Source organism: Bradyrhizobium sp. Pha-3 (genome assembly GCF_042258325.1).
Taxonomy (GTDB): Bacteria; Pseudomonadota; Alphaproteobacteria; order Rhizobiales; family Xanthobacteraceae; genus Bradyrhizobium; species Bradyrhizobium elkanii.
The window spans coordinates 312,176-337,347 of sequence record NZ_CP170151.1 but is presented as its reverse complement, the minus strand read 5'-3'; the positions used below and the strand labels follow the sequence as shown (position 1 = coordinate 337,347).

Annotated in this window: 16 protein-coding genes and 1 pseudogene; 9 read left to right on the top strand and 8 right to left on the bottom strand. The window is 66.0% G+C overall.

The genetic code is table 11. The annotated features are described in order from the left end of the window. The first annotated feature begins 3 nt into the window (after positions 1 to 3). Positions 4 to 3,156: an efflux RND transporter permease subunit gene (locus ACE10X_RS01555; protein ID WP_375763936.1), complete on the top strand. Its 3,153-nt coding sequence runs from the start codon at positions 4 to 6 to the stop codon at positions 3,154 to 3,156. A 469-nt stretch (positions 3,157 to 3,625) separates the two neighbouring features. Here the strand turns inward: ACE10X_RS01555 and ACE10X_RS01550 are convergent, their stop codons facing one another. From ACE10X_RS01550 to ACE10X_RS01525, 6 genes are all read right to left on the bottom strand, one after another. After that, positions 3,626 to 4,261 carry a pyridoxamine 5'-phosphate oxidase family protein gene (locus ACE10X_RS01550; RefSeq protein ID WP_028335189.1) on the bottom strand — a complete coding sequence of 212 codons (636 nt, stop codon included), beginning with the start codon at positions 4,259 to 4,261 and terminating at the stop codon, positions 3,626 to 3,628. A 75-nt stretch (positions 4,262 to 4,336) separates the two neighbouring features. After that, positions 4,337 to 5,638 carry an ArgE/DapE family deacylase gene (locus ACE10X_RS01545; protein ID WP_375763935.1) on the bottom strand — a complete coding sequence of 434 codons (1,302 nt, stop codon included), beginning with the start codon at positions 5,636 to 5,638 and terminating at the stop codon, positions 4,337 to 4,339. Beyond that, positions 5,635 to 7,323, bottom strand: coding sequence for a dipeptide ABC transporter ATP-binding protein (locus tag ACE10X_RS01540; RefSeq protein WP_375763934.1), 1,689 nt, complete (start codon positions 7,321 to 7,323; stop codon positions 5,635 to 5,637). The genes ACE10X_RS01545 and ACE10X_RS01540 overlap by 4 nt, the downstream gene beginning before the upstream one ends. Next, a complete protein-coding gene (locus ACE10X_RS01535) occupies positions 7,320 to 8,153 on the bottom strand; it encodes an ABC transporter permease (RefSeq protein ID WP_375763933.1) in 834 nt (277 codons plus the stop codon). Before ACE10X_RS01535 ends, ACE10X_RS01540 begins: the two co-directional genes overlap by 4 nt. Continuing rightward, positions 8,153 to 9,154 (bottom strand): ABC transporter permease, encoded by a 1,002-nt coding sequence (locus ACE10X_RS01530; protein ID WP_038385753.1) that lies wholly within the window; start codon positions 9,152 to 9,154, stop codon positions 8,153 to 8,155. The genes ACE10X_RS01535 and ACE10X_RS01530 overlap by 1 nt, the downstream gene beginning before the upstream one ends. Next, on the bottom strand, positions 9,151 to 10,728 hold the full coding sequence (locus ACE10X_RS01525) for an ABC transporter substrate-binding protein (protein ID WP_038385754.1): 1,578 nt from the start codon (positions 10,726 to 10,728) through the stop codon (positions 9,151 to 9,153). The genes ACE10X_RS01530 and ACE10X_RS01525 overlap by 4 nt, the downstream gene beginning before the upstream one ends. A 185-nt stretch (positions 10,729 to 10,913) precedes the next feature. Here ACE10X_RS01525 and ACE10X_RS01520 point away from each other — a divergent pair, with 185 nt between their 5' ends. Further along, on the top strand, positions 10,914 to 11,774 hold the full coding sequence (locus ACE10X_RS01520) for a helix-turn-helix domain-containing protein (RefSeq protein ID WP_038385755.1): 861 nt from the start codon (positions 10,914 to 10,916) through the stop codon (positions 11,772 to 11,774). A 247-nt stretch (positions 11,775 to 12,021) separates the two neighbouring features. Here ACE10X_RS01520 and ACE10X_RS01515 read toward each other — a convergent pair whose 3' ends face one another. Beyond that, positions 12,022 to 12,696 carry a Crp/Fnr family transcriptional regulator gene (locus ACE10X_RS01515; RefSeq protein ID WP_016845951.1) on the bottom strand — a complete coding sequence of 225 codons (675 nt, stop codon included), beginning with the start codon at positions 12,694 to 12,696 and terminating at the stop codon, positions 12,022 to 12,024. Between the two features lie 213 nt (positions 12,697 to 12,909). Between ACE10X_RS01515 and ACE10X_RS01510 the strand changes: the two genes are divergently transcribed. The 4 genes and pseudogenes from ACE10X_RS01510 to ACE10X_RS01495 all read left to right on the top strand — a co-directional run bounded on the left by ACE10X_RS01510 (position 12,910) and on the right by ACE10X_RS01495 (position 19,828). After that, positions 12,910 to 14,967 (top strand): AsmA family protein, encoded by a 2,058-nt coding sequence (locus ACE10X_RS01510; RefSeq protein WP_375763932.1) that lies wholly within the window; start codon positions 12,910 to 12,912, stop codon positions 14,965 to 14,967. 135 nt (positions 14,968 to 15,102) lie between these two features. Then, a pseudogene (locus ACE10X_RS01505) lies at positions 15,103 to 17,551 on the top strand (adenylate/guanylate cyclase domain-containing protein). A 479-nt stretch (positions 17,552 to 18,030) separates the two neighbouring features. Beyond that, on the top strand, positions 18,031 to 18,942 hold the full coding sequence (locus ACE10X_RS01500) for an alpha/beta fold hydrolase (protein ID WP_157788023.1): 912 nt from the start codon (positions 18,031 to 18,033) through the stop codon (positions 18,940 to 18,942). 7 nt (positions 18,943 to 18,949) lie between these two features. Next, positions 18,950 to 19,828 (top strand): efflux RND transporter periplasmic adaptor subunit, encoded by an 879-nt coding sequence (locus ACE10X_RS01495; protein WP_038385765.1) that lies wholly within the window; start codon positions 18,950 to 18,952, stop codon positions 19,826 to 19,828. 290 nt (positions 19,829 to 20,118) lie between these two features. Here ACE10X_RS01495 and ACE10X_RS01490 read toward each other — a convergent pair whose 3' ends face one another. Further along, positions 20,119 to 20,970 (bottom strand): caspase family protein, encoded by an 852-nt coding sequence (locus ACE10X_RS01490; protein ID WP_038385758.1) that lies wholly within the window; start codon positions 20,968 to 20,970, stop codon positions 20,119 to 20,121. A gap of 372 nt (positions 20,971 to 21,342) precedes the next feature. On the opposite strand from ACE10X_RS01490, the gene ACE10X_RS01485 reads away from it, so the two are divergent. From ACE10X_RS01485 to ACE10X_RS01475, 3 genes are all read left to right on the top strand, one after another. Continuing rightward, positions 21,343 to 23,073, top strand: a complete 1,731-nt coding sequence (locus ACE10X_RS01485; RefSeq protein WP_038385759.1) for a hypothetical protein — start codon at positions 21,343 to 21,345, stop codon at positions 23,071 to 23,073. A gap of 225 nt (positions 23,074 to 23,298) precedes the next feature. Continuing rightward, positions 23,299 to 24,024 carry a thermonuclease family protein gene (locus ACE10X_RS01480; protein WP_038385760.1) on the top strand — a complete coding sequence of 242 codons (726 nt, stop codon included), beginning with the start codon at positions 23,299 to 23,301 and terminating at the stop codon, positions 24,022 to 24,024. A 248-nt stretch (positions 24,025 to 24,272) separates the two neighbouring features. After that, positions 24,273 to 25,043 carry an LssY C-terminal domain-containing protein gene (locus ACE10X_RS01475; protein WP_375764671.1) on the top strand — a complete coding sequence of 257 codons (771 nt, stop codon included), beginning with the start codon at positions 24,273 to 24,275 and terminating at the stop codon, positions 25,041 to 25,043. The last annotated feature ends 129 nt before the right edge of the window (positions 25,044 to 25,172 follow it).

Below are 25,172 nucleotides of genomic sequence, written 5' to 3'. Positions count from 1 at the left end.
CTAATGGCTTTGAACATCTCGGCATGGTCGATCCGGAACCCGCTTCCATCGATCGTCTTCTCGATCATCCTGCTCGTGCTGGGCTGGGTCTCGTTTACCAAGCTCGCGGTGACGCGGCTGCCGAGCGCCGACATTCCGGTGATCTCGGTCGCGGTCTCGCAATTCGGCGCCGCGCCGTCGGAACTTGAATCGCAGGTCACCAAGACCATCGAGGACGGCGTCTCCGGCGTCGAGGGCGTGCGCCACATCTCCTCCTCGATCACCGATGGCCTGTCGGTGACCACGATCCAGTTCGCGCTGGAGACCAACACCGACCGCGCGCTCAACGACGTCAAGGACGCTGTGACGCGCGTGCGCGCCAATCTGCCGCAGAATGTCACCGAGCCCCTGATCCAGCGCGTCGACGTGATCGGCCTGCCGATCGTGACCTATGCTGCAATCTCACCTGGCAAGACGCCGGAGCAGCTGTCCTATTTCGTCGACGACGTGGTCAAGCGCGCCCTGCAGGGCGTGCGCGGCGTCGCCCAGGTCGAGCGCATCGGCGGTGTCGAGCGCGAGATCCTGGTCTCGCTCGATCCTGACAAGCTACAGGCGGTGGGACTGACCGCGGTCAATGTCAGCCAGATCCTGCGCGGCACCAATGTCGACGTCGCCGGCGGCCGCGCCGAGATCGGCAAGAACGACCAGGCGATCCGCACGCTCGCCGGCGCCAAGACGCTGAACGAGCTCGCCGGCACCATGATCCCGCTGTTCGGCGGCGGCGAGATCCGGCTCGACGATCTCGGCACCGTCACCGACACCATCGCCGACCGCCGCACCTTCGCCCGCTTCAACGGCGAGCCGGTGGTCGCGCTCGGCATCAAGCGCTCCAAGGGCGCCAGCGACGTCGTCGTCGCGGCCGCGGTGCAGAAGCGGATCGACGCGCTGAAGGTGGCCTATCCCGACGTCGACCTGAAGCTGATCGACACCTCGGTCGAGTTCACCAAGGGCAATTACGAGGCCGCGATCTCGACCCTGTTCGAGGGCGCGATCCTCGCCGTGATCATCGTGCTGCTGTTCCTGCGCGACATGCGCGCCACGATCATCGCGGCGGTCTCGCTGCCGCTGTCGATCTTCCCGGCATTCTGGGCGATGGACCTGCTCGGCTTCTCGCTAAACCTCGTCTCCTTCCTCGCCATCACGCTCTCGACCGGCATCCTGGTCGACGATGCCATCGTCGAGATCGAGAACATCGTCCGCCACATGCGGATGGGCAAGACGCCTTATCGTGCCGCTCTCGAAGCCGCCGACGAGATCGGCCTTGCGGTGATCGCGATCTCGCTCACCATCATCGCGATCTTCGCGCCGGCGAGCTTCATGTCAGGGATTGCCGGGCAGTTCTTCAAGCAGTTCGGCATCACCGTGTCGGTGCAGGTGTTCTTCTCGCTGCTCGCCGCGCGCTTCGTGACGCCGATGCTGGCAGCCTATTTCCTCAAGCATCACGACCACGACGATCCGCCGCCCGGCCCGATCCTGCGCGGCTATCACAGCCTCGTCACCTGGTCGGTGAAGCATTACTTCGTCACCGTGCTGATCGGCTTTGCGATCTTCGCCGCGTCGATCTGGAGCATCACGCTGCTGCCGCAGGGCTTCCTGCCGGCGCAGGACACCGCGCGCTCGCTGCTCGCGATGGAGCTGCCGCCCGGCTCGCAGCTCGCCTACACCGAGAAGGTCACCGAGGAGATCGTGGCGCGGCTGCGCAAGCGGCCCGAGGTACGAAGCGTGTTCGTCGACGGCGGCCGGGTGCCGCCGGGCCTCCAGGAGGTGCGCCGCGCTGCGCTGATCATCAACTACACGCCGAAGGCCGACCGCAAGATCACCCAGCGCGAGCTCGAACTGTCGATCGGCAAGGAGCTCGATAACGTTCCCGACATCAGGTTCTGGTTCCTCGACGAGAACGGCCTGCGCGCGATCTCGCTGGTCGTCACCGGTACCGACAGCAACATCGTCAACAACGTCGCCAGCGAACTCGCGACGCAGATGAAGCGGATTCCGATCATCGCCAACGTAATCTCGGAGACCGCGCTCGACCGGCCCGAGCTGCGCATCCGCCCGCGCGCCGAGCTCGCGGCCCGGCTCGGCGTCTCGACGGAAAGCCTGTCACAGACCATCCGCGTCGCCACCATCGGCGATGTCGGTCCGGCGCTGGCGAAGTTCGACGCCGGCGACCGCCAGGTGCCGATCCGCGTCCAGCTCGAGGACAATGCGCGCAGCGACCTGCAGATGCTGGAGCAGCTGCGGGTGCCGCTCGGCCAGCGTGGCGAGCGCGGCGGCGTGCCGCTCTCTGTGGTCGCCGACATCCAGCTCGACCAGGGCCCGACCAGCATCAACCGCTACGACCGCGAGCGGCAGGCCACCGTCGCGGCCGATCTCGTCGGCAACGCCGCGCTCGGCGACGCCACCAAGCTGATCTACGACCTGCCGGTCATGAAAAGCCTGCCGAAGGGCGTGAAGGTCAGCCCGTCCGGCGACGCCGAGAGCCTCGCCGAACTGTCCGACGGCTTCGCCACCGCGATCACCGCCGGCCTGATGATGGTCTATGCCGTGCTGGTGCTGCTGTTCGGTACCTTCCTGCAGCCGATCACCATCCTGTTCTCGCTGCCGCTCTCGATCGGCGGCGCGATCGGCGCGCTGCTGTTGACCGGCAAGCAGCTCACCACGCCGGTATGGATCGGCATCCTGATGCTGATGGGCATCGTCACCAAGAACGCCATCATGCTGGTGGAGTTCGCGGTGGAGGCGATCCGCGACGGCAAGGCGCGCGAGGAAGCCATGATCGACGCCGGCATGAAGCGCGCCCGCCCGATCGTGATGACCACGATCGCGATGGCCGCCGGCATGATGCCGTCCGCGCTGGCGTTCGGCGCGGGCGGCGAATTCCGCTCGCCGATGGCGCTCGCGGTGATCGGCGGCCTGATCTTCTCGACCGCGCTGTCGCTGGTGTTCGTGCCGGCGATGTTCATGGTGATGGACGACATCGGCAGCCTGATCTGGCGCTTCGGCAAACGGTTCGTGGTCTCGCATGCCGACCATGAGCTGGCGCTGAACGAGAAGCAGGCTGACGAGACCAAGCGGCCGCCCGGTCCACCGAACATGATCTCGCCCGCCGCGGAATGATCTGAGGCGGCGCCTCGTCAACGGTGCCGCTAAAGCATGGTGAAGTCAGGTTCGGCAGCAGTCGCGAAGGCGGCCGTCGCAGGGCGCACTGCCAAAATATCGAAAACAACCCCATGCAAAGCAGCCGGTGGCCGTCGGCGTTCGACACGGCAACTTGATTCGTCGGGCAAATCAGCGGTATTCTTCCATTATACAGAAATCGTGCAGACGCCCCGCGGCTATGGCATATGGGAAAGCCCTGGCGCGTCGCTTCCCTGCGGCCGCCCGCCGTTGAGTCCGCGGCCCCTCCAACACGTCGTCCCTGCCTAGTGCGCAATTGCGCACGGGAGCAGGGACCCGTACGCCGCGGCGGACCTTGTTGCAGGGGCTCGTCGTTGCAGCATCGCCCAACAATTGGCAGTTGAGGTTATGGGTCCCTGCTTTCGCAGGGACGACGATGAGGATGGTTCCCGATTGGTTTCATCAAGTTCTAGTACAGCCTCGTGCGATAGGCCTCTTCCATCGCCTTCTCGGCGACCTCGACCTCGATCGCGGCGGTCTGCTCGGCGATGATCCGGCCGAGCGTCGGAAAGCTGTGGCGCTCGACTTGCGCGGCGGGATTCCAGAGCTTCGAGCGCATCAGCGCCTTGCCGCAGTGGAAGTAGGTCTCATCGACATGCACCTTGAGGCCGATGATCGGCGTGACGTTCTGCACCGTCAGCGGCGTCAACAGATCCGGCTCCTGCGAAATCTCGGCGCGCCCGTTGACGCGCAGCGTCTCGTTGATGCCGGGCACCATGAAGATCAGCCCGATCCCGGGCGACGCGATGATATTGCCGAACGTATCGACCCGGTTGTTGCCGCGCCGATCCGGGATCAGCAGCGTCTTGTCGTCGAGGACGGAGACGAAGCCCGGCGCATCGCCGCGCGGGCTGGCATCGGCATGCCCTTTGCCGTCGCTGGAGGCGATGACGAGGAACGGCGACAGCGCGATGAAGTCGCGGCAGAACTTGTCGAGATGGTAGAGCACCTTTTTCTCGGCGAGCGGGCTCAATTGCCCGAAATGCGCACGAAGATCCTCCTGCGATTTGACCGGCGGCTTGCCGCCTGCATTCTGGTCACCCATAGCGAACCTCCCGTTTGGTTTGTCTCAATTCATTGAGCATGATCTTGTCGGAAAACCGCTTCGCACTTTTCCGGATCATGCTCTATCGACACCGCACCAGCTCGCGACGAAGAGGGCGTAGGCCTTGGTGACCTTCTTCAGCGAATCGAGCTGGACCCGCTCATTGAAGCCGTGCGCGTTCTCCATCCTGGTGCCGAAGCAGAATGCGGGAACACCATAGTCCAGGCCATAGAAGCGCGCATCCGTCAGCGCGGTCGAGGGAAAATCCGTCAGCTTGCGCCCGAACACGTGCTCGTAGACCGAGCCGAGGACGGCCTCGCTCTCCTGCACCTCGGTCGCTTCATAGCCCGGCGACAGGAAGCCGGACCAGACGATCTCGGGCGGATTGTTGGCGAGGAACGGATGGGCCTTTGCGGCCTTGGTCACGCACTCGACGATCTCGGCCTGGCAGTCGGCGATTTTCCATCCCGGCAGGATGCCAATCCGGCAATCGACGTCGCACCAGGCCGGCACGCTGGAGGCCCAATCGCCACCCTTGATGATGCCCGGATTGAAGTTGAGCGGGTGATGCACCGCGCCGAAGTAGCGATGCGACTTGGCGCGCTCGTTCCACTTCGCCTCCAGCGCGTCGAGATGGCCGATCAGATGATAGGCGGCGCGGATGGCGTTGGAGCCGGTGCCGGCGCGCGCGACATGGACCGGAATTCCGCGAACCCTGAGGCGAAACCAGATCACGCCGACCTGGGCGCGCATCAACCGTTCCTCGGTCGGCTCCGGCAGCAGGCAGGCATCGGCACGGTAACCTCGCTGCAACGTCGAGAGCGCGCCGAGACCGGTGCTCTCCTCTTCGATCACGGATTGCAGATGGATGCGGCCCTTCGGCGCAAAGCCCGCGGCCTTCACCGCATCGAGCGCGTAGAGCGCGGCAATGGTGCCCGACTTCATGTCGCCGGTGCCGCGGCCATAGAGCCAGCCGTCCTCGACCACCGGCTGGAACGGCGGCCGCTCCCACATGTCGAGCGGCCCGACCGGCACCACGTCGCAATGCCCCTGAAGGATCAGCGAACGTCCCTCCTCGCGCGCCGGCCGATAGGTGCCGACGACGGTCCGCGCGCGGGAGAAATCGGTCTCGACCGGCCCGTAGCCGGGCAGCGTCTTCAGTTCATCCTGATTGATGACCCAGTCGTCGACCTCATAGCCGCGCTCGCGCAGCAGCTCCGCGAACATGTCCTGACAGGGACCTTCCTGGCCGCGCGTGCTGGGAATCGACGAGAAGGCGATCGTGGTCGCGAGCTGCTGCTCGAAGGCGGCGTCGACAGCCGCCTCGATGCGCTCGCGCGCGCCGGCCGGAAGGGGGACTGAACGGCTGTCGGTCATGAATTGATCCTTGCTGTGGGGCGTGCATCGGCCGCGGCCGCGAAGCCCGGCTGGTCGAAGAAATCGCGCCCGGGAATCGCGTCGAGCAGATCGCGAGTGTAGGCCTGGCGCGGCGCGGTGAACACGTCGGCGGTGGTGCCTTCCTCCACGATACGCCCCTTCTGCAGGACGATGAAGCGGTCGGCGATCTCGGCGGCAATCCGCAAATCGTGCGTGATGAAGATCATCGCAAGCCGCATCTCCTGGCGCAACTCGGCGAGCAGCGCCAGCACCTGGGCCTGCACCGAGACGTCGAGCGCCGACACCGCCTCGTCGGCGATCAGAACCCGCGGCTTCAGCGCCAGCGCCCGCGCGATGCAGATGCGCTGGCGCTGGCCGCCCGAGAATTCGTGCGGGTAGCGATCGGCGGCGGTCGCCGACAGGCCGACCCGCACCAGGAGCTTGTTCGCCTGTGCCATCGCCTCGGCCCGCGACGTGCCATAGGCCATCGGACCGCGCGCGATGGCATCGCCGACCTTCTGGCGCGGATCGAGACTGGCAAACGGATCCTGGAACACGATCTGGAGTTGGCGCCGCGCCTGGCGCAACGCCTCGCCGCGCAGCTGCCGGAGATCCGCGCCGCCAAAGCGGATGGCGCCGGCATCAGGCTCGGTGAGCCGCATGATCATGCGCCCGAGCGTCGACTTGCCAGAGCCGGATTCACCGACCACCGCAAGCGTCTCGCCCTCGTGCAGCGTCAGCGAGACGCCATCAGCGGCGATCACCTCGCGTGGCGGCTGCAGCCAGCCGCGCTTGACCCGAAAGGTCTTTTGCAGGCCGATGACCTCGAGCAACGGCTCGGGACGCACGATGGCCTCATGGATGTCGGCAAGGCGCGCCTTCGGCACCGCGTCGATCAATTCGCGCGTGTAGGCGGCCTGCGGATTGCGAAGCACTTCGCTGGCCGTGCCCTGCTCGACCACCTTGCCATGGCGCAGCACCACGACGCGATCGGCAACGTCGGCGACAACGCCGAAATCATGGGTGATCAGCAGCACGCCCATGCCGCGCTCGCACCGGAGATCGTCGATCAGGCGCAGGATCTGGCGCTGGGTCGTGACATCGAGCGCGGTGGTCGGCTCGTCCGCGATCAGAAGCGCGGGGCGGTTGGCCATCGCCATCGCGATCATCACGCGCTGGCGCTGGCCGCCGGAAAGCTCGAACGGGTAGCTCTTTTCCAGCAACTGCGGATTCGGAAGCCCGACCTGGGTTAGCAGCGTCAGCACCCGCTCGCGGACTTCGGCCACCGAGGGCGCTGGCCGCTGGTGCGCCAGGATCATCTCCTCGATCTGCCTGCCGACGCGCTTCAGCGGATTGAGCGAGGACAACGGCTCCTGAAAGATCATCGCGGCGTTGCCGCCGCGCAACTTGCGGAGGGCGCGGCCATCGAGCTTCGACGGATCCTGCCCTGCGACCGTCACGGCGCCGGACGCGATGTCGACGCCCCGCGGCAACAGCGACAGCACCGCATGCGCGATCATCGACTTGCCGGAGCCGGATTCGCCGACCAGGCAAACCACCTCGTTTGGCCTGATTTCAAACGACACATTCTCGACCGCGAAGGGCCGGTCACCGCCTTTGGGCAGCGCGATGGAAAGGCCCTCGACGGCAAGGACGGGCGCGCCGGACTGCATGGCTTCGCTCATGACCGGCGCCTCGAGACGCGCGGGTTGAGGACGTCAGACAGTCCCTCGCCGAACAGGTTGATCGCCAGCACCGTGACGAGGATGGCAAGGCCGGGAAACACGCTCATCCACCACGCGTTCCGGATCACGGTGCGGCCCGCGCCGATCATGAAGCCCCACGACATCAGATTGGGATCGCCGAGCCCCATGAAGGACAGCGCGCTTTCCAGCAGGATCGCGGTCGCGACCGTCAGCGACGTCACCACGAGGATCGGCGAGATCGCGTTGGGCAGGATATGGCCGAGCACAATGCGCCAGGTGCGTTCGCCCTGGCACAGCGCGGCCTCGACGAATTCGCGGTGCCGCAGACGGAGGAATTCGGCGCGCGTGAGCCGCGCCAGCGGCGGCCAGCTCACCGCGCCGATGGTCAGGATGATCGTCAGCAGCGATGGATTGAAGGTCGCGACCAGCAGGATGGCCAGCACGAAGGCCGGAATGGTCTGGAACAATTCCGTCATCAGCATCAGCACCAGATCGATCTTGCCGCCGAAATAACCGGAGATTGCGCCAATCACGACGCCGATCGCCATCGCCGCGAGCGCCGAGGCGATGCCGATCAGAAGCGAGACGCGTGCGCCATAGGCGACGCCGGCGGCGACGTCGCGGCCGAGCGTATCGCCGCCGAGCCATAATCCATCCTCGCCGGGCGGCGTGAACGGCGCGCCGACCATCTCCCAGGGCGAGACCGGAAATGCGATCGGCGCGATGATCGCGACGACAACAACGACGAGCAGCAGGACGAGGCCTATCATGCCGCTCGGATGACGCAGGAAGGCGCGCACCGTGTCCATCACGCCGCCCCCGTGGTCATGCGGGGATCAATCAGCCGGTAGACCAGATCGGTGAGCAGGTTGAGCGCGATCACGACGATCGAGAGGATCAGGAAGATGCCGAGCAGGACCGGATAGTCGCGCTGCAGCAGTGCCTCGAAGGTCAGGCGGCCAAGGCCCGGCCAGGCAAACACCGTCTCGATCACCACGGCGCCGCCGACCAGCGCGCCGGCCTGCATGCCGGCGACGGTGACGACCGGCACCAGCGCATTGCGCAGCATGTGGCCGACCACGATCCGCGTTCCGGACAAGCCCTTGGCGCGCGCGGTCTTGATGAAATCCTGCTGCGCGACCTCGATGATCGAGGATCGCATCAGCCGCGCATAGATCGCGAGGTAGATCGCCGCCAGCGACATGACCGGCATGATCATGTGTTTCATGATGTCGAGCGCATGCTCGACCGGCGAGAGCTGGACGTTGATGGTCTCGTAACCGAACGGCGGCAGCCAGCCGAGGGTCACCGAGAACACCAGCACGAGCATCAGGCCGAGCCAGAACACCGGCGTCGCGTAGAGCACGAGCGAGAGCACGGTGAACACCGTGTCGAGCACGCTGCCGGCCGCGAGCCCGGCCAGCGCGCCGAGTGCGGTACCGATCAGGAGCGCGAGGCAAAAGGCCGTCACGGTCAAGAGAAGCGTCGCCGGAAGCCGTTCGAGGATCAGATCGACGACCGGACGGCGCTGGCGATAGGAATAGCCGAGGTCGAGCCTGACGACACGGCCGAGGTGGCTCGCAAGCTGCACAAAATACGGCTTGTCGAGGCCATATTCCTTGCGCAGATCGTCGAGCAGCTTTGGATCGGACGCGCCGGATTGCCCGGCCATGACCTGGGCCGGATCGCCGGGCGCGGCCCGCACCAGCACGAAGTTGAACGTCGCGATGACGAGGATCACGGCGACGAGCTGGGCGATGCGGCTGACCGCCTGAAGTCCGATCGCCGCTGCGCTCCCGAGCCGGGTCACGATTTGTAGACCGACCCGAAGGTTTCGTGCGAGCCGATACCCGTCGTCACGATGTTCTTGAACGCCTTGTCGTAGATGATGGGATATTCGATCTCGAGCGTCCAGGCCACCGGCACGTCCTCGACCAGGATCTGCTGCACCTTGCTGTAGAGCTCCTGGCGCTTGGCTTCATCGAGCGTCACCGCGGCCTCGTCGAACAGTTTGTCGACCTCGGGATTCGAATAGCCCTGCGTGTTGGAGAACAGGATGCCCTTCTTGATGTTCGACGAAATATAGGTGCGGGCGACGCCCAGCGCGGGATCGCCGAGCTGGTAGAGCAGATTCTGGGTCATCTCATAATCCCAGTTGCCGACCTTCTCGGCCCATCCAGCCATGTCGGTGCCGACAAGCACGAGGTCGATGCCGACCCGCGCGAAGCTCTGGCGGAAGAATTCGCCGGCCCGCTGATAGGACTCGCCATAGGGCGGCACGATATACTTGATCTCGGCGCGCTTGCCGTTGGCGCCAGGCTTCAATCCCATGTCGTCGAGCAGGGCCTTGGCCTTGTCGACCGAAAACTCGTAGCGCTTCACGTTCGGATCGTAGAACCGCGTCTTCGACGAGATCGGTCCGGTCGCCACCTTGGCATTGCCGAAATAGACCCGCTTGCTGAACGCCTCGCGATCGATCAGGTGCATGACCGCCTGCCGGAACCGCTTGTCGTTCATCGGCGCGATGCGGTTGTTCATTTCGAGCCACTGATGCGGCGCGAAATACTCGTAGCCCCTGGTGGTAAATTCGAGGTTCTTCTGCGCCTTGAAGCGCTGCACATCGTAGAATTCGACGTCAGACCATTGCACGAGCTGCACCGTGCCGTTCTCGAGCGCCAGCGCGCGCGAGGCCGCATCCGGAATCACGCGGTAGACGATCTCGTCGAGATAGGGCTGGTCCTTCTGATAGTAGCCGTCGTGGCGAACGAGATGAACATGCGAGCCGCGCACCCACTCCTTCAGCTTGAAGGGACCGGTGCCGATCGCCTTGTCGTTCTCCGGGTTCTTGCGGTAGTCGGTGCCGTCATAGATGTGCTTGGGCACGATCGGGGCCGACGTGCAATCGAAGCAGCCGATGAAGGGCGCGAACGGCTGCTTCAATTTGAACACGACGGTGAGCGGATCGGGCGCCTCCGCCGACGCCACGCGGGCGAAGTTTTGCCGTGCGCGCGGATGCGTCTCCACCAGCAGCTTCATGCAGCTGAAGACCACGTCCTCCGAGGTCATTGGCTTGCCGTCGTGGAAGGTGATGCCCGGAAACAGCTTGAACGTATAGGTCAGGCCGTCGGGCGAGATCTCCCACGACTGCGCCATGCCGGGCATCGGCTTGAGATCGGCGCCGTATTTCAGCAGGCCTTCGTAAATCTTGCCGCCGAGCGTCAAGGTCGGCTGCTGCTGGTTCAACGCCGTCACCAGAACCGGCGGCTCGGGCTGGATGATGGTGTTGAGCGTTCCACCGCGGGTCTGGCCCGCCGCCCGCGTGATGCCGAACGGGATGGCTGCACCGCAGGCCAGCATTGCCTTGGTGAATTCGCGTCTGTTCATCGGACCTCTCCGTCTCCGCGCTCTCACATTCGATTTCGGCGAATGCCGCGGGGTGAGGCATTGTTGCCAAACGCCATAGCCCGCGCTACCTGAAGGGGGACAACAACCATCGCGATCGGGCCAAGTGGCCCGGAAGATGCATGAGCACCCTGCGAAAACGACGATCGATCAGGAGCTCACGACACTTGAAAGTCGCAGCGCGACGAAATGACACCACCGGCTTGCGCGTTTGTCGCAAGCAATCGGGTCCCGCAGCCGCCGCGCACTATGCCGGGCAGCTGCAACAGGTCGAACGGCCGCTCGCGGCGATGGCGGCCTCCTATCCGAACGAAAGCACCAGTGCACGACACGCGCACCGACGCGATCAATTCATCCTGCAGACCGCGGGCGTCACCTCGATGATGACCGAGCGCGGCCATTTCGTCGTGCCGCCCGGCCACGGTCTGTGGATTCCGGCCGGCGTTGCGCACCAGTCGCGGGCCTGGGGCGAGGTCGAGATCCAGACCATCTATGTCACGCCTGACCGGATCAGGAATGCTCCGGCGACGTGCCGCCTGATCAGTGTCTCCGCGCTGGTCGAGGCGTTGATGGAAGAAGCGGTGCACATGCCGACCCGTTACGATCCGGAAGGACGCGACGGCAGGCTGGTCGATTTCCTGCTCGACGAGATCGGCAGGATGCCGGAGGTGTCGCTGCATGTGCAGGTGCCGCCCGATCCGCGGCTCGCCGCGATCTGCGAAGCCGTGCTGGTCGATCCGAGTTCCGATCTCACGCTCGACGAATGGGCCGATCGCTGCCAGCTCAGCCGGCGGACGTTGACGCGTCTGTTCCGGCGCGAGACCGGCCAGAGCTTTGCGGCCTGGCGTCAGCGGGTGCGGCTGCTCGAAGCGCTGGCGCGGCTCGGCGCCGGCGAGGCCGTCACCTGCGTTGCGCTCGACGTCGGCTATGAAAGCCCGAGCGCTTTCGCCGCGATGTTCAAGCGCGAGCTCGGCGCCGCGCCGCGCCAGTATCTGCGCTGGGCCGATCCCGAAGTGGTGTTGAGGTAGGCGGATTCGCGTCACGCATCTGCCGGAACGCAAAACCCCTGCGGTCAACGGGAGAGACCGCAGGGGTTTGCAGGTGGATGGCGTGAGGCCAGCAAAGGCTGGGTGTCACCCCAAGGACCGGCGGCCGGATGAAAGCGGTACCGGCCTCATCATGCAAGCACGTCTTTTAGGCAGGAGTGCGTCAACATTCGCAAGCAGCGCGCGCGAGAAAATTTCACATTCCCGCGCGCGTTGCATGCGGTCCGCTTCAGTCGTTGCGCGCAACCGCGGTCAGCTTGGTCATGTTGTGCAGCATGATCCGGCCGCGTTGCAGGTCGACGATGCCGTCCCTGCGCCAGGTCTGCAGCTGCCGGTTGACGCTTTCGCGCGCGGCACCGACGAAGATGCCGAGCTGTTCCTGCGAGATGTGCACCTCGGAACCGAAATCCTCGGCCAGCGCGCACAGCCGCCGTGCGAGGCGGACCGGCAATGGTTGCAGCACGGATTCTTCCATCCGCTCGCTCTGCCAGCGGATGCGCTGGCACAGCAATTCGATCAGCCTGACCGCGACCTTCGGCTCGCGCTCGAGGAAGCCGAGGAAATCCTGCCGCCGCAACACGAATAATTCGCTGGGCTCGCCCGCGGTCGCATCCGCGGTGCGGTCCTGACCGTCGAGCACCGCGACTTCGCCGAACAGGTCGCCGGATCCCATGAAGTTCAGTGTCAGCCGGCTGCCATCGGAGGCACCGGTCTCGATCCGGATCTGGCCACGGCGGACCCCAAACAGGGCATCGCCGGGATCGCCTTTCTGGAACAGCACCTCGCCGGTCGCGAGCTGCTGGGTGTGGCAGAGGCCGGAAAGCCGCTGCAATTCGTCCGCACCGAGATCGGCGAACATCGGATTCATCTTCAGAATGACCGCAAATTCGGCCTGTTTGCTCATTGTACTGCTGCCTTCCAAATCCATCCGAGCCGATCCCCTGACGCCCGGTTAGCAAAAATCACCCTCATAAGAGTGTGTGAGAGGTCACATAAGTTCATGCGGTAACGGATTATTTTTCCGGTCATTGGAGCCAGATCCCGTTGCGGGATAAACTCGTGTGATCGGCCGTGACTTTCTGCAACGGAACCCCGCTTGCCGGCCTGGAACAACGACATGAGAGCACTGAAATTCGCCGGGGCCGCCATCGCTGCCGTGATCGTGATCATCGCATTGGTGACTGTGGTCGGGATCCCGTCCTCGTTCCTCACATCTGCGATCACCGATCGGGTCGAGCGCGAGACCGGCTACAAGCTCACCATCAACGGCGGCGCCAAGATAGGCCTCTGGCCGAGGGTCAATCTGACGCTGAGCGACGTCGTGTTGCAGGACCCGCGGGGGCGCGACGTCAACAACCGGTTCGCAGCAAGCAGCGTCGAGGCTGAGATGACGCTGTCGAGCCTGTGGTCGGGCCAGCCCGACATCACCGACCTTTCGATCGTCAAGCCGGTGATCAACCTGCCGCTGCAGCGCGAGCGCACCCGCGACCACAATCCGCCGGCGAAATCCTCCGCGTCCGATAACGGCGGCATCACGATCCGGCATGTCCGCATCACCGGCGGAACCATCGTGCTCTCCAATGTGCGCGACCGGGTCGAGAACCGGATCGAGACGCTCAACGCGGACGCGGCCATCGGCGACGACCGCAAGATCGTCGTGACGGGTGATGCACACGCCGGCGACAAGCCGCTGAGGTTCGAGATCCGCGCGACCGCGCCGCAAGCGCCGCTGGAGCGTCAGAGCGTGCCGGCCGAATTCAGCGTCGATGCGCCCGGCCTGTTGCCCGCGGCGATCAAGGCGAATGCGGAAGCGCGGTTGAACGGCACGGTGGTGATGTTCAACGGCGTGTCCGGCACGCTCGGCGATGGTGGCTTCACCGGCTGGGCCTCGGTCGATTTCGCCAGCAACAAGCCGCTGGTGAAGCTCGATCTCGACTTCCAGCGCATTGCGATCGCGATGCCGACGGCCCAGTCAGGCTCCACGCAGCCGCTCGGCACCAATACCTGGAGCAACGCGTCGATCGACCTTGCCGGGCTCAACTATGTCGACGCGCAGGCGCGCATCTCGGCGACAGAGCTCGTGATCGGCGACGGCCGCTTTGCGCAGGCGGCGATCGATGCGTCCATCGACAGCGGCGTGCTGAAGGGCCGGCTCGCCAATCTCGGCGCCTATGAGGGCACCGCCAATGGCGACGTCACCATCGACGCGCGAGCTACGAATCCAACCTACGCGCTGCGGCTCGACCTCGCCGGGCTGCGCGCGCTGCCGGTGCTGAGGAGCCTCGCCGAGTTCGACAAGCTCGACGGCAAGATGCAGGCCAAGATCGCGCTGACCTCGCAAGGCAGCAGCGAGCGCGCCATCGTCGGCAATCTCGCCGGCACCGCCTTCGTCCTGTTCCAGGACGGCAAGATCCTCGGCCTCAACGTGGCGCAGATGATCCGGAGCCTCACCACCAGCACCTTGTCGGGCTGGCAGGAGAGCCAGGAATTGTCGACCGATCTCAGCCAGCTCTCGGCCTCGTTCAAGGTCGACAAGGGCCAGGCCGTCACCACCGATCTCAATCTGATCGGCCCGCTGGTGAAGATGACCGGGGTCGGCACCATCGACCTCAACACCCGCCAGATCGGGTTCCGCGTCGAGCCGCAGCTCGTGATGACCACCGAAGGCCAGGGCCGCACCGGCAATCCGGTCGGCCTCGGCATCCCCGTGATGCTCGAGGGACCCTGGGTATCGCCGCGGATCTATCCGGAGATGCAGGGCATCCTCGACAATCCGCAGGCGGCCTATGCCAAGCTCAAGGAGATGGGCAAGGGCCTGTTCGGGGCGAACGGCCAGGGGCTGAGTGAAGGCCTCAACGGGCTGACCAACCTGCTCAACGGCGTGCAGGGCGGCGCGCAGCCCGGCACCGGCCAACCACCGGGCGGCGGCGCCGGCCAGAGCAACCCGCTCGGCGGGCAGCTTGGCGACACCATCGGCAATTTGCTGCAGCAGGGCCTCTCCACCTTCAATCAAGGCAACGCTTCGCGGCCGAGCCGCAGCCTGGCCAAGCCCGAGGCGGACGCGCCGCCGGCCGCCGATCCGGCCCCGCCACCGCCCCCTCCGCCCGGCGAGACCGCCGAGCAGCACGACAGTCCGGCGATGAAGGACGTGCTGCGTCAGCTGTTCAATCGCTGATATTCCCGGACATTCCCCGCCGATATGAAGGGATAACCATGCGGCCCGAGCGGCCGCCCCGCCTCGCCGATCCGTGCTAAACAGCGGCGGATCATGCGGCGCACCCGATTGATGCGAGGGGGCGGACGAGGCTGGATGAACGCGGCTACGGACAAGGGCAAGAACTGGTTCCTGCGCGGCGGCCTGTTCGCCAAATATGTCCTCGCGCTGGTCGGCCTCGTCGTATTCGTGCTGGCGGTCAACGGCGCGCTCGAGACCTGGATCAGCTATCGCGGCATCAAGGGCACGCTGACGGATGCGATGAGCGAGAAGGCGGACGCCACCGCCAAGCGCATCGAGCAGGCGATCTCCGACCTCGAGCGGCAGATCTCCTGGGTGACCCGCGCCTCCTCCAACACGATCGAGCTGCGCCGCGCCGACTATGCCCAGCTGCTCGGCCAGGTGCCGGCGGTGAGCCAGCTCACCTTGATCAGCGGCCAGGGCCGCGAGCTGCTGCGGCTGTCGCGCCAGACCACCACCGTCAACTCCAACGCCGACTTCTCCCGCGATGGCAGGTTCACCGAGACCATCGCCCGCGGCACCGCCTATGCGCCGGCGTATTTTCGCGACGGGCGGCCGTTCATGTCGATCGGCGAGCAGCATTCCGGCTTCAATGCCGGCGTCACCATGGCCGAGATCGACCTGCGCTTCCTCAATGATTATTTCGGCGATTCCCAGGTCGGCCGGCTCGCTCATGCCTATGTCGTCGACGGCAAGGGCCGCGTGCTGGCGAGCTCGTCGAAAGGTCCGGAGGTCGGCAAGGAACTCGCCGCGCTGCCGCAGGTCGCTGCGGTGCTGTCGCCGAGTGGCAGGCCGATCGCCTCCGGCAAGGATGTCGACGGCAACGCGGTGCTGACCACAGCAACGGCCGCGCCGAACCTCGGCTGGCACGTGTTCTATGAGCAGCCGACCGCGCAGGCGCTGTCCCCGATCCGCGACCAGCTGGTGCGGATCGCGCTTTTGATCGCGCTCGGCCTCGTGGTCGCGATCATCGCCGGCACGATCCTGACGCGGCGCATGCTGGAGCCGATCACGGCGCTGCGCACCGGCGCGCGGCGGTTAGGGGCCGGCGATTTCGGCCATCGCATCGAGGTGAAGACTTCGGATGAGCTGGAGGAGCTCGCCGGCCAGTTCAACAGCATGGCCACCCAGCTTGCCGAGACCTATTCCGACCTCGAGGCCAAGGTGAAGGAGCGCACCCGCGACCTCGCGCAATCGATCAACGAGCTGAAGGTGCTGGAGGAGGTCGGCCGCGCGGTGGCGTCCTCGCTCGACCTTGCCGCCGTGCTCCCGACGGTCGGCGCCCGCGCGCTCGAGATCACCCATGCCGACGCCGTGCTGATCTATGGCTATGACGCCGCGCAGCGCAGCTTCAACCTGACGCAATCGATCGGCATCGACGCCGCGACCGATGGCCGTCATCGCGCGATCGATGCGGCGGGTAGCCCGCTCGGCAACGCCGCGGCCAAGGGCGAGCCGCTGGCCTTCCCCGATCTCGCGGCAAGTACCGATTATCCGCCCGATCATCCGCTGCGCGACGTCGTGGTCGGCGCCGGCTTCCACTCGGTGCTGGTGGTGCCGCTGGTCGACCAGCAGGGCGTGCTCGGCGCGCTGGTGGTGCTGCGCAAGGCGGCCGGCGATTTCGCAGGCAACATGATCGGCCTGATGAAGACGTTCGCGCACCAGGCGGTGCTGGCGATGCGCAACGCGCGGCTGTTCACCGAGGTGGACCCAGAAGAGCCACGCGCTGGAAGAGGCCAACGCCACCGTGCGCGAGCAGGCCGACAAGCTGCGCGAGCAGACCGAAGCGCTCAAGGACTGGAACAAGTCGCTGGAGCAGCGGGTCGAGACCCAGCTCGGCGAGATCGAGCGCATCCGAAGGCTCGAGCGCTTCCTGGCGCCGCAGGTGGCGCAGCTGATCGCCTCGTCGGACAATCCCGAGGGCCTGCTCGACAGCCACCGCCGCGAGGTCACCGTGGTGTTCTGCGACCTGCGCGGCTTCACCGCCTTCACCGAGGCGACCGAGCCGGAAGAAGCGATGAACGTGCTGCGCGAATATCACGCCGCGCTCGGCAAGCTGATCTTCAAATATGAAGGCACGCTCGACAAATATGCCGGCGACGGCGTGATGATCCTGTTCAACGCGCCGATCCAGCTTGCCGACCACACCGCACGCGCCGTGAAGATGGCGGTGGAGATGCGCGACACGGTCGGCCCGCTGACCGAGAAGTGGCGCAACCGCGGGCATAGCCTCGGTTTCGGCATCGGCATTGCGCTCGGCTATGCCACGCTCGGCCAGGTCGGCTTCGAGCAGCGGCTGGAATATGCCGCGATCGGCAGCGTCACCAACCTCGCCTCCCGCCTGTGCGGCGAGGCCAAGGCCGGCCAGATCGTGGTAAGCCGCCGCGTCTACGGCATGGTCGAACCCTTCGTCGAAGGCCGCGCCATCGACGACCTCGTGCTGAAGGGATTCAATCATCCCATCCTCGCCGCGGAGATCCTCAGCTGGAAGGGCGAGCCGAGCGCGGAGGCAGCGGCGGAGTAAGCAACACACTCCCTCCCCACGTCGTCCCGGGCAAGCGAAGCGCGACCCGGGACCCATAACCACAGGGTGAAATTGCGGCGCGACTCTGTGGCCCCAGCGAACTCCCACATGCAAAGCGGTGGTTATGGGTCCCTGCCTTCGCAGGGACGACACCGGAGATGAGGCGCCGTTCTGATTCAACCATCAAACAGCCGAGGGGAGAAACACACGCCGGTATCCTCGCGACGCCACCGCGCCCGAGTCATGCGATCAGCGCACGTCGTCGCACGCGCCGCCAGGTGATTTGGGGGCAACAGCCGCATGTCCGCGAAATCTCGCGAACCTTAAATCACCATCCAGTGAATCTGGTTGCCTCCCCAATCACGATCCCGACCCCTCCCACCCCTCCCAGGAATAACCCCTCCCCCACCTCGCTCGCGTCATGACGGGCGCGTGCGAACGCGCGTCCGGCGATAACAAGAACAAGCAGGATGGGTTTGATGACGGGTTTGGATGGGACGCACGCGGCGGCGTCGGTGGTGGCGCTGCATTGCTCGCTGGGGTCGGGACGGCAATGGACCAAGCTTGCAGCCGCGCTCGGCGGTGACAGGTTCATAGCGCCGGATATTTCCGGCTATGGCGTTGCCGCCTGCGGGCGAGACTGGCCGCGGACGCTGGATGGCGAGATCGCGCGGCTCGAGCCCTGGCTCGCCAAGGCCGACGGGCCGATCCATCTGATCGGGCATTCCTATGGCGGGGCGATCGCGTTTCGGCTGGCGACCACGTCGCCTTATGCGGAGCACGTTCGCAGCCTGACGCTGATCGAGCCGGTGCTTCCAACGTTGCTTCGCGACACGCCTGCCGACGCGCGGCTGTACGACCGCTTCGCGCGGATCGCGCAGGTCGTCTCAAAGGATATTGTCGACGGCGCCGTGCTGGAGGCGGTCGAGGCGTTCACCGCGTTCTGGGCCGGCTCCGGCCCGCGCGAGCAGTTCTCGCCGAGCGGCCGGCTGCGGATGATCGAGCAGGCCGACAAGCTGCCTTGCGATTTCAACGCCGCGCTCGATCTTGACGGGGTGGCGGAAGCCGCGCGTGCCTTGAAGGTGCCGACGCTGCTGATGTCGGGCGGGCTGTCGCCCTATGTGACGCAGCGCATTGTCGCAAAACTCGCCGCGCTGATCGATGGCGCCGAGCTGCGGCATTTGCCGGCCGCCGGCCACATGCTGCCGGTGACGCATGCCGATCGGGTCAACCCGGAAATCCTGCGGCACATCTGGCGCGCCCAGGAGCTGGCGAACTTGGAGCTGACGAAGCTCGAGCTGGCGGCGGATGCGGGACCGGCCGACGCAGCGCAGCCGGCTGGCTCGGCCAGGCGGCATCTGGTATTCAGGAAGCCCTCATTTTGGGAATAGTTTGCCGATGATTTTGCCTCGCACGCGCGCCTCAACCCTTGCCGCCTCCGCGCTGCTCGTGCTCGCAGCCTCTCCTGCATCTGCCGCGGGCGAAGCCGACGCCGTGCCGAAGGGCGCGGCGGTGACGGTGCTGAAGGCCGCAAAGTTCTGCTTCGGCAATATCGTCGAGGTCTCCGGCATCGTGCTGCCGCGCGACGAGCAGCAAATCCGGCCCGACCGTTTTGGCTTGAAGGTGGCGGAGGTGCTGGTCGATCCCGGCGACACCGTCACCGCCGGCCAGGCGCTGGCGAAGCTGACCGACGGCGCCAACTCGGTCAACGTCACGGCGCCGGTGGCGGGCACGATCTCGGCGTCGTCGGCGATCGTCGGCGCGCCGGCATCGGGCAAGGACGCGCTGTTCTCGATCATCGCCAAGAGCGAGTACGACCTGGTCGGCATGGTGCCGACCCGCGACATCGCCAAGCTGAAGACCGAGCAGACGGCGCAGCTCAAGGTCCTCGGCGCCGGCGATCTCGACGGCAGGGTGCGGCGGATCGCGCCGACGGTCGAGCCGAACAGCCAGCTCGGCCAGGTATTCATCGGCATCGGCGCGAACAAGCGGCTGCTGGTGAATTCGTCCGGCCGCGCCCAGATCAAGACCGGGCAGAGCTGCGGCGTCGCGGTGCCGCTGACCGCGATCCTCTATTCCACAGCGGGCACCGTGGTGCAGGTGGTGCGCGGCGGCCGCGTCGAGACGCGGCGGGTCGAGACCGGATTGATGTCGGCGGGACAGGTCGAGATCCGCGACGGCATCCAGGAAGGCGACATCGTCGTCGCCCGCGCCGGCGCGCTGCTGCGCGAGGGCGATCCGGTGCGGCCGGTCGGCGCGAGTGCGGATGCGAAGTAGGCGCGCGGGCGATGCGTCACTCAGCGGAGCAAGCGGCACCCCTCTCCCTAACCCTCCCCCGCAAGGGGGGAGGGAACCCTTCCGCCGGTGGCTTCCTTACGCGAGCCGCCGATAGAGGCGGTGCCTAGATTGCCAATGCCCGAAAGGTGCCGTCACGCGACGTGAGGTGAGCACGCATGTCAGGCTCCCCTTGCGGGGGAGGGTTGGGGAGAGGGGTTCTCTCCACACAGCAAGCTCGTGATGTTAGGAACGAAATGCGCGGGCCCACGCCCGCGCAGAAGAGTCCGGGCTCAGCCGCCGAGCTTGATGTCTTCCAGCAGCGAGGACGACACGCTCGGCACCTGCTCGCCTTCGCTGGCGCGCGAGATGGCGACGCGGGTCTTGTTGAAGGCGGTTTCGGCGCCGGCCTGGGCGTTGAGGTTGTTGAGCAGCTCGGAGACCAGCACGCTGTTCGGCGCCTTGCTGTCGTCGGCGACCTTGCCCGGCGTCGCCGAGCTCAGCACGATGGTGTTCTCCGGCGGGCTGATCGGCGCGAGGCCGTGCGAGAACGCGCGGAAGCGGCGCTCATAGGGATTGCGGCGCGAAGCATCGAGTACGACGAGCTTGGCCTTGGCGCCGCGCTCCTTCATCGCATCGAGCACGGACTCGACGCTGACGCCGGTGCGCTTGACGTCGGCTTCCTTCCAGATCGTGGCGTCGACCGGGATCATGTAGCTCTCGCGGCCGACCTGCACGCCGTAGCCGCCGAAGAACAGCATCACGACGGTGTCGGGACGAATCTTGGCCTTCATGCGCTCGACCGCGCGGAACATGTCGTCCTTGGTCGCATCCTCGACCACGTCGACGTCAAAGCCCTCGCGGCGCAGCGCCGTCGACAAGGTGCGGGCATCGTTGATCGGCTGAGCCAGCGGCGCCGCGGCGTCCGGGTAATGGCCGTTGCCGATGATCAGCGCGAGGCGGGAAGTGCCGGTCGGAATGCCGCCGGTCTGCTCTGAGGTGACGGCTCCGACCGCCCCCTTGGCGACATCGAGCGTCCGCTTGTTGAGCGCGGCATGGGCGCCAATCGCCAGCGACACCGTGCCGGCCACCGCCACGCAGACGGCAATGGTGCGGCGGGAAATGCGAAGCTGCCTAAGGTCCATAGCGTTCCTAAGTCCCAATTCTTATCCCGATGGCGCTCAAGCGAAGATCGCGCCAGTTAGTCGCGTCAAAGACGTTCAGGTTTAATGGGGTTGAGGTGTGTGTGCCGTTGAATTGAACTCAATTTGCGGCGCCGCAACAAACGCTCCTTTAACCCGGACGGCCGCTCGGGGCAACCCGAATTGCCGCATGCTGCCGCCCGGCAGAGGCCATTGACGCCGTTAAAATCCCGTTACGTGATCTTAGTCACATTTGTGTTTTGTAGGGATTCATGTAGCTTTCCAAAGGCTTGCGAGTTTGGGGCAGAGCGACCGGAAACACCGTCGGGCGGCGGCGTTAACCGGTTCCTCGGGAAAGGGGATTCTTTGAGCTTCTTGGGCCTTCACGAGATCGCAGGCGCGGTGTGCCGGTCGCTGACCGTCAAGAAGGACGGCCCGTCGCTGTACGAGGTCTGCGACCCCGTGCTGCAGGCCTATCGCGGCGGCGATGCCCATCTCGGCAAATTCTACCGGACCGCACTCGGCAACCCGCCGCTGCGCGCGCTGCTCCGCCGCACCGGCCTGCCCGCGCTCAACGATCCCGACCGCCTCGCTGGCCTGCGCGCGGCGCTCACCGCGGCGCGCGACGTCGCGGCGCCGGACTGGGCCGCGATCGGCACGCCCATCGCAGCATTGATGGACGGTATTGGCGTGCGCCACCCGGCCCCGCCGGCCGCGACCGCACCTAGCCGCCCGCCGGAGATCGCCGAGATCGACCGCGTGATCCGCCTGACCGGCGCGCATCTCCTGCGCTCGTTCGGCAGGAACGGCTTCATTCCGACCTATGCCGCCTTCAACCTGATCGGCGACCCCGACCTCGGCGGGCGCGAGCTGCTGATGGCGCTGACGGGGCTGAACGCACGCGGCTACAAGAATTCGACCTTGCTGTTCAACCTGGCGCGGATCTTCATCGCGCATTCGCCGGCGCGGGCGCTGATCAACCCGGCCTGGCGCGGCATCGCCGAGCCGATGTGGGAGCCGGTGCAGATCCGCCACCGCTCGGCCTATTACGACGCCTTCTTCACCGAGGCGCTGCTCGGCTTCGTCGAGACCGGGCTCGCCGCGCCGGATGAAGCGAGCGCTGCGCGGCGCGCGATCGCCGACATGGTGGACTTTTGCCTGAAGACCAGCGCCGAGGACGTGCCGTCGCATGACGGCTCGACGGTGAAGGTCATCACCGCGCTGGCGCCGGGCCGGCATCCGCGCTTCTCGCGCTTCTTCGCCCAGATCAAGCAGGATCTCGGCTTCGGCATCTATGTGCCGGACTGCGACACCACGGCCTGCTCGTTCTCGGCCGCGACCCAGGCCGGCTCCGACGATCCGATCCTGCAGCAGCCGCTGCTCGACTTCTACCGCGGCTACCAGGTGCGATCAGGCGCCAACGAGCCGCGCGTCACCGTGCCGCTCAACGATCACCTTGATTACGATGGCGGCGTCGTCACCTGGATCGACAATCTCGCCGGCGAGCGGCCCTATGGCAACGACCTCGATCCGACGCTGAACCTCGACATCCTCGAGGTCTCGTTCCGCAACCTCGCCCGCTGGCAGATCATCGAGACGCCGCAGCGGCTGGAGACGGTGCATCGCATCATCGCCTTCCAGAAACATCTGGTCGAAAGCGGCGCGTTCAAAAATCCGCGCTCGCACATCTATTATCTGCCCGAGCTCTATTCGGCCTATTTCGGCCGCTGCTACGCCGCCTTCGTCGCGCTGCCGCTGGCGGCGCAGCGCATCATCGACCCCGGCAACGTGTTCGCGCTGATCCGCGCCCGCGTGCTCGGCTACGTCACGCACGAGCTGATCGCCCACGAGATGAACCCGTTCGACGCCGCGCTGGCGCTGATGGCGCTGGCGCATCTCGGCGCCGAGGTCTCGACCTTCACGCCAGCGCTGCACTGCATTGTGCAGGGCCTCGGCGAGGGCGGCCGCAAGGGGCCCTACAAGGCCTATGAGTGGAATAAGATGAAGACGCCGACCCGCATCCTGGTCGGCGGGCCGGAGGTGACCTCGGCTTTCGTGCTGATGGCGCTGGCGCTGGCGAGGAAGCGAATGGCGAACGTTTCGTAGCCCGGATGGAGCCAACGGGGCGCGCGTTCGCGCGACCCGTTGGCTCCATCCGGGCTACGGGACCTCGAAGGCGAATAGCGCATTCGCAGGGGGATGACGCGAAGTTGAAACTGGCGGAAACGCAACAGCACTGGCACGGTTGCCCAATTGCCCGCACAATCGTTGGGCACTGACCACTGCACGCTAAAAGCCATTTGAACGACAAGAACCTGGCCGGGAACGCCGATGTTCAAGACGCTGCTCACCGCGGGCCTGCTGCTCTCGCTGCCGACGCTGGCTGTCGCCGCCGACATCACCGGCGTGCCGAAGATCCGCGACGGCGACCAGCTCATGATCGGCAGCGTCCGCATCCGGCTCGCAGGCATCGACGCGCCGTCGACCGACCAGCTCTGCCTCAACACCAAGGGCGAGCGTTGGACCTGCGGCGTCGCCGCGCGCGACGAGTTGATCAAGCATGCCGGCAACAAGAGCTGGACCTGCCACGCCCGCTCGGTCGATCGTCGCGGCCGCACCATCGCGCGCTGCGAGGTCGACGGCGAGGACATCCAGAAATGGCTGGTCGCGAGCGGCTGGGCGCTGGCCTACACCCGCGCCTCGCATGACTACGAAGCCGACGAGAAGGCCGCGCGTGAGGCAAAAGCCGGGATGTGGCAGGGCGCCTTCATCGCGCCCTGGGACTGGCGGGTGCGCAACAAGAAGACCACCGTGCTCGGCGCGGTGAAGCCGCCGGACGGCGCCAACGCGATCCTGCTCGCCTCGGCCTCCGGCCCGGTGGCGCCCTCGCCCGATTGCACCATCAAGGGCAACGTCAACCGCTCCGGTGAATGCATCTTTCACCAGCGGACCAGCCGCTGGTACGCCAAGATCGAGATGAAGATCAGCAAGGGTACGCGCTGGTTCTGCTCGGTCGAGGAGGCCGAGGCCGCCGGCTGCCGCGAGACGCGGCGCTAGTCGGAAGTCTGATTGAATTGTAGCCTCATCGGCACCGCGCTCCCTCTCCCGCTTGCGGGGGAGGGTTTGGGGTGGGGGTGTCACCGCTTGCGACGCTCCTTATGAGGAGACAGCCCCCACCCGGATCGCATCCTCGATGCGATCCGACCTCCCCCGCAAGCAGGAGAGGTAAGGAGACCGTCGCCGTGACTGATAGCGAAGCCAATCCGCCCTCCGTGCGCCGGCGCAGCCGCCTCCGGCAGGCGCAGATGCTGTTGCTGTTCGTCCTGGCGATCTACCTGATCGCGGCCTATCTGCTGCTGCCGGCGTTGTGGACGCATTACGAGCATCAGAAGGGTCTCGCCAATCTGCCGATGGTGACGCGCACCGCGCAGGGCATTCCCGGCGATCCGATGAATGTCGGGCTGATCGGCGACAAGAGGGACGTGGTCTGCGCGATGCACGAGGCGGGCTGGTTTCCGGCCGATCCGGTGACGCTGAAATCCTCGATCGAGATCGTGGGCAGCGTGCTGCTCGATCGTCCCTACAAGGATGCGCCGGTGAGCAACCTGTTCTATCTCGACCGCCGCGAGGATCTTGCCTTCGAGCGGCCGGTCGGATCGAGCGCGGATCGCCGCAACCATGTCCGGTTCTGGAGGGTGCTCGATCAGGGCGAGGAAAAGCGTCCGGTGTGGCTGGGCGCCGCGACGCTCGACCGCAGCGTCGGCATCAGCCACTACACCGGCGCGGTGACGCATCACATCGCGGCCGATCTCGACGCCGAACGCGCGCTGCTCGCCACGGACCTCGAGTCCGCCGGCATGGCCACCGCGAAATATCAGGTGACCGGCATCGGCCCGACCTTCAACGGCCGCAATGGCGGCGGCGATCCCTATTACACCGACGGCGAAATCTGGGTGCTGCGGCTGGTCGAGGCCTGCCGCAAGAACAACGGCACCGTCGAGCAGCTCCCGAGCCCCGCCGCGACCGAGTTCAAGGACCAGATCTGGCACGCGGTCGTCGAATCGATCGGCAAATAGAGGCTAAAACCGCTTCGCACTTTTCCGGATCATGCTGCCCCGCGGTTTTGGAAACGCTGGATTGCTTCGTCCTGCTCGCAATCGAAGCCGCGATGGAATATTCTCCGCGCCTGATCCCTCACACGCATG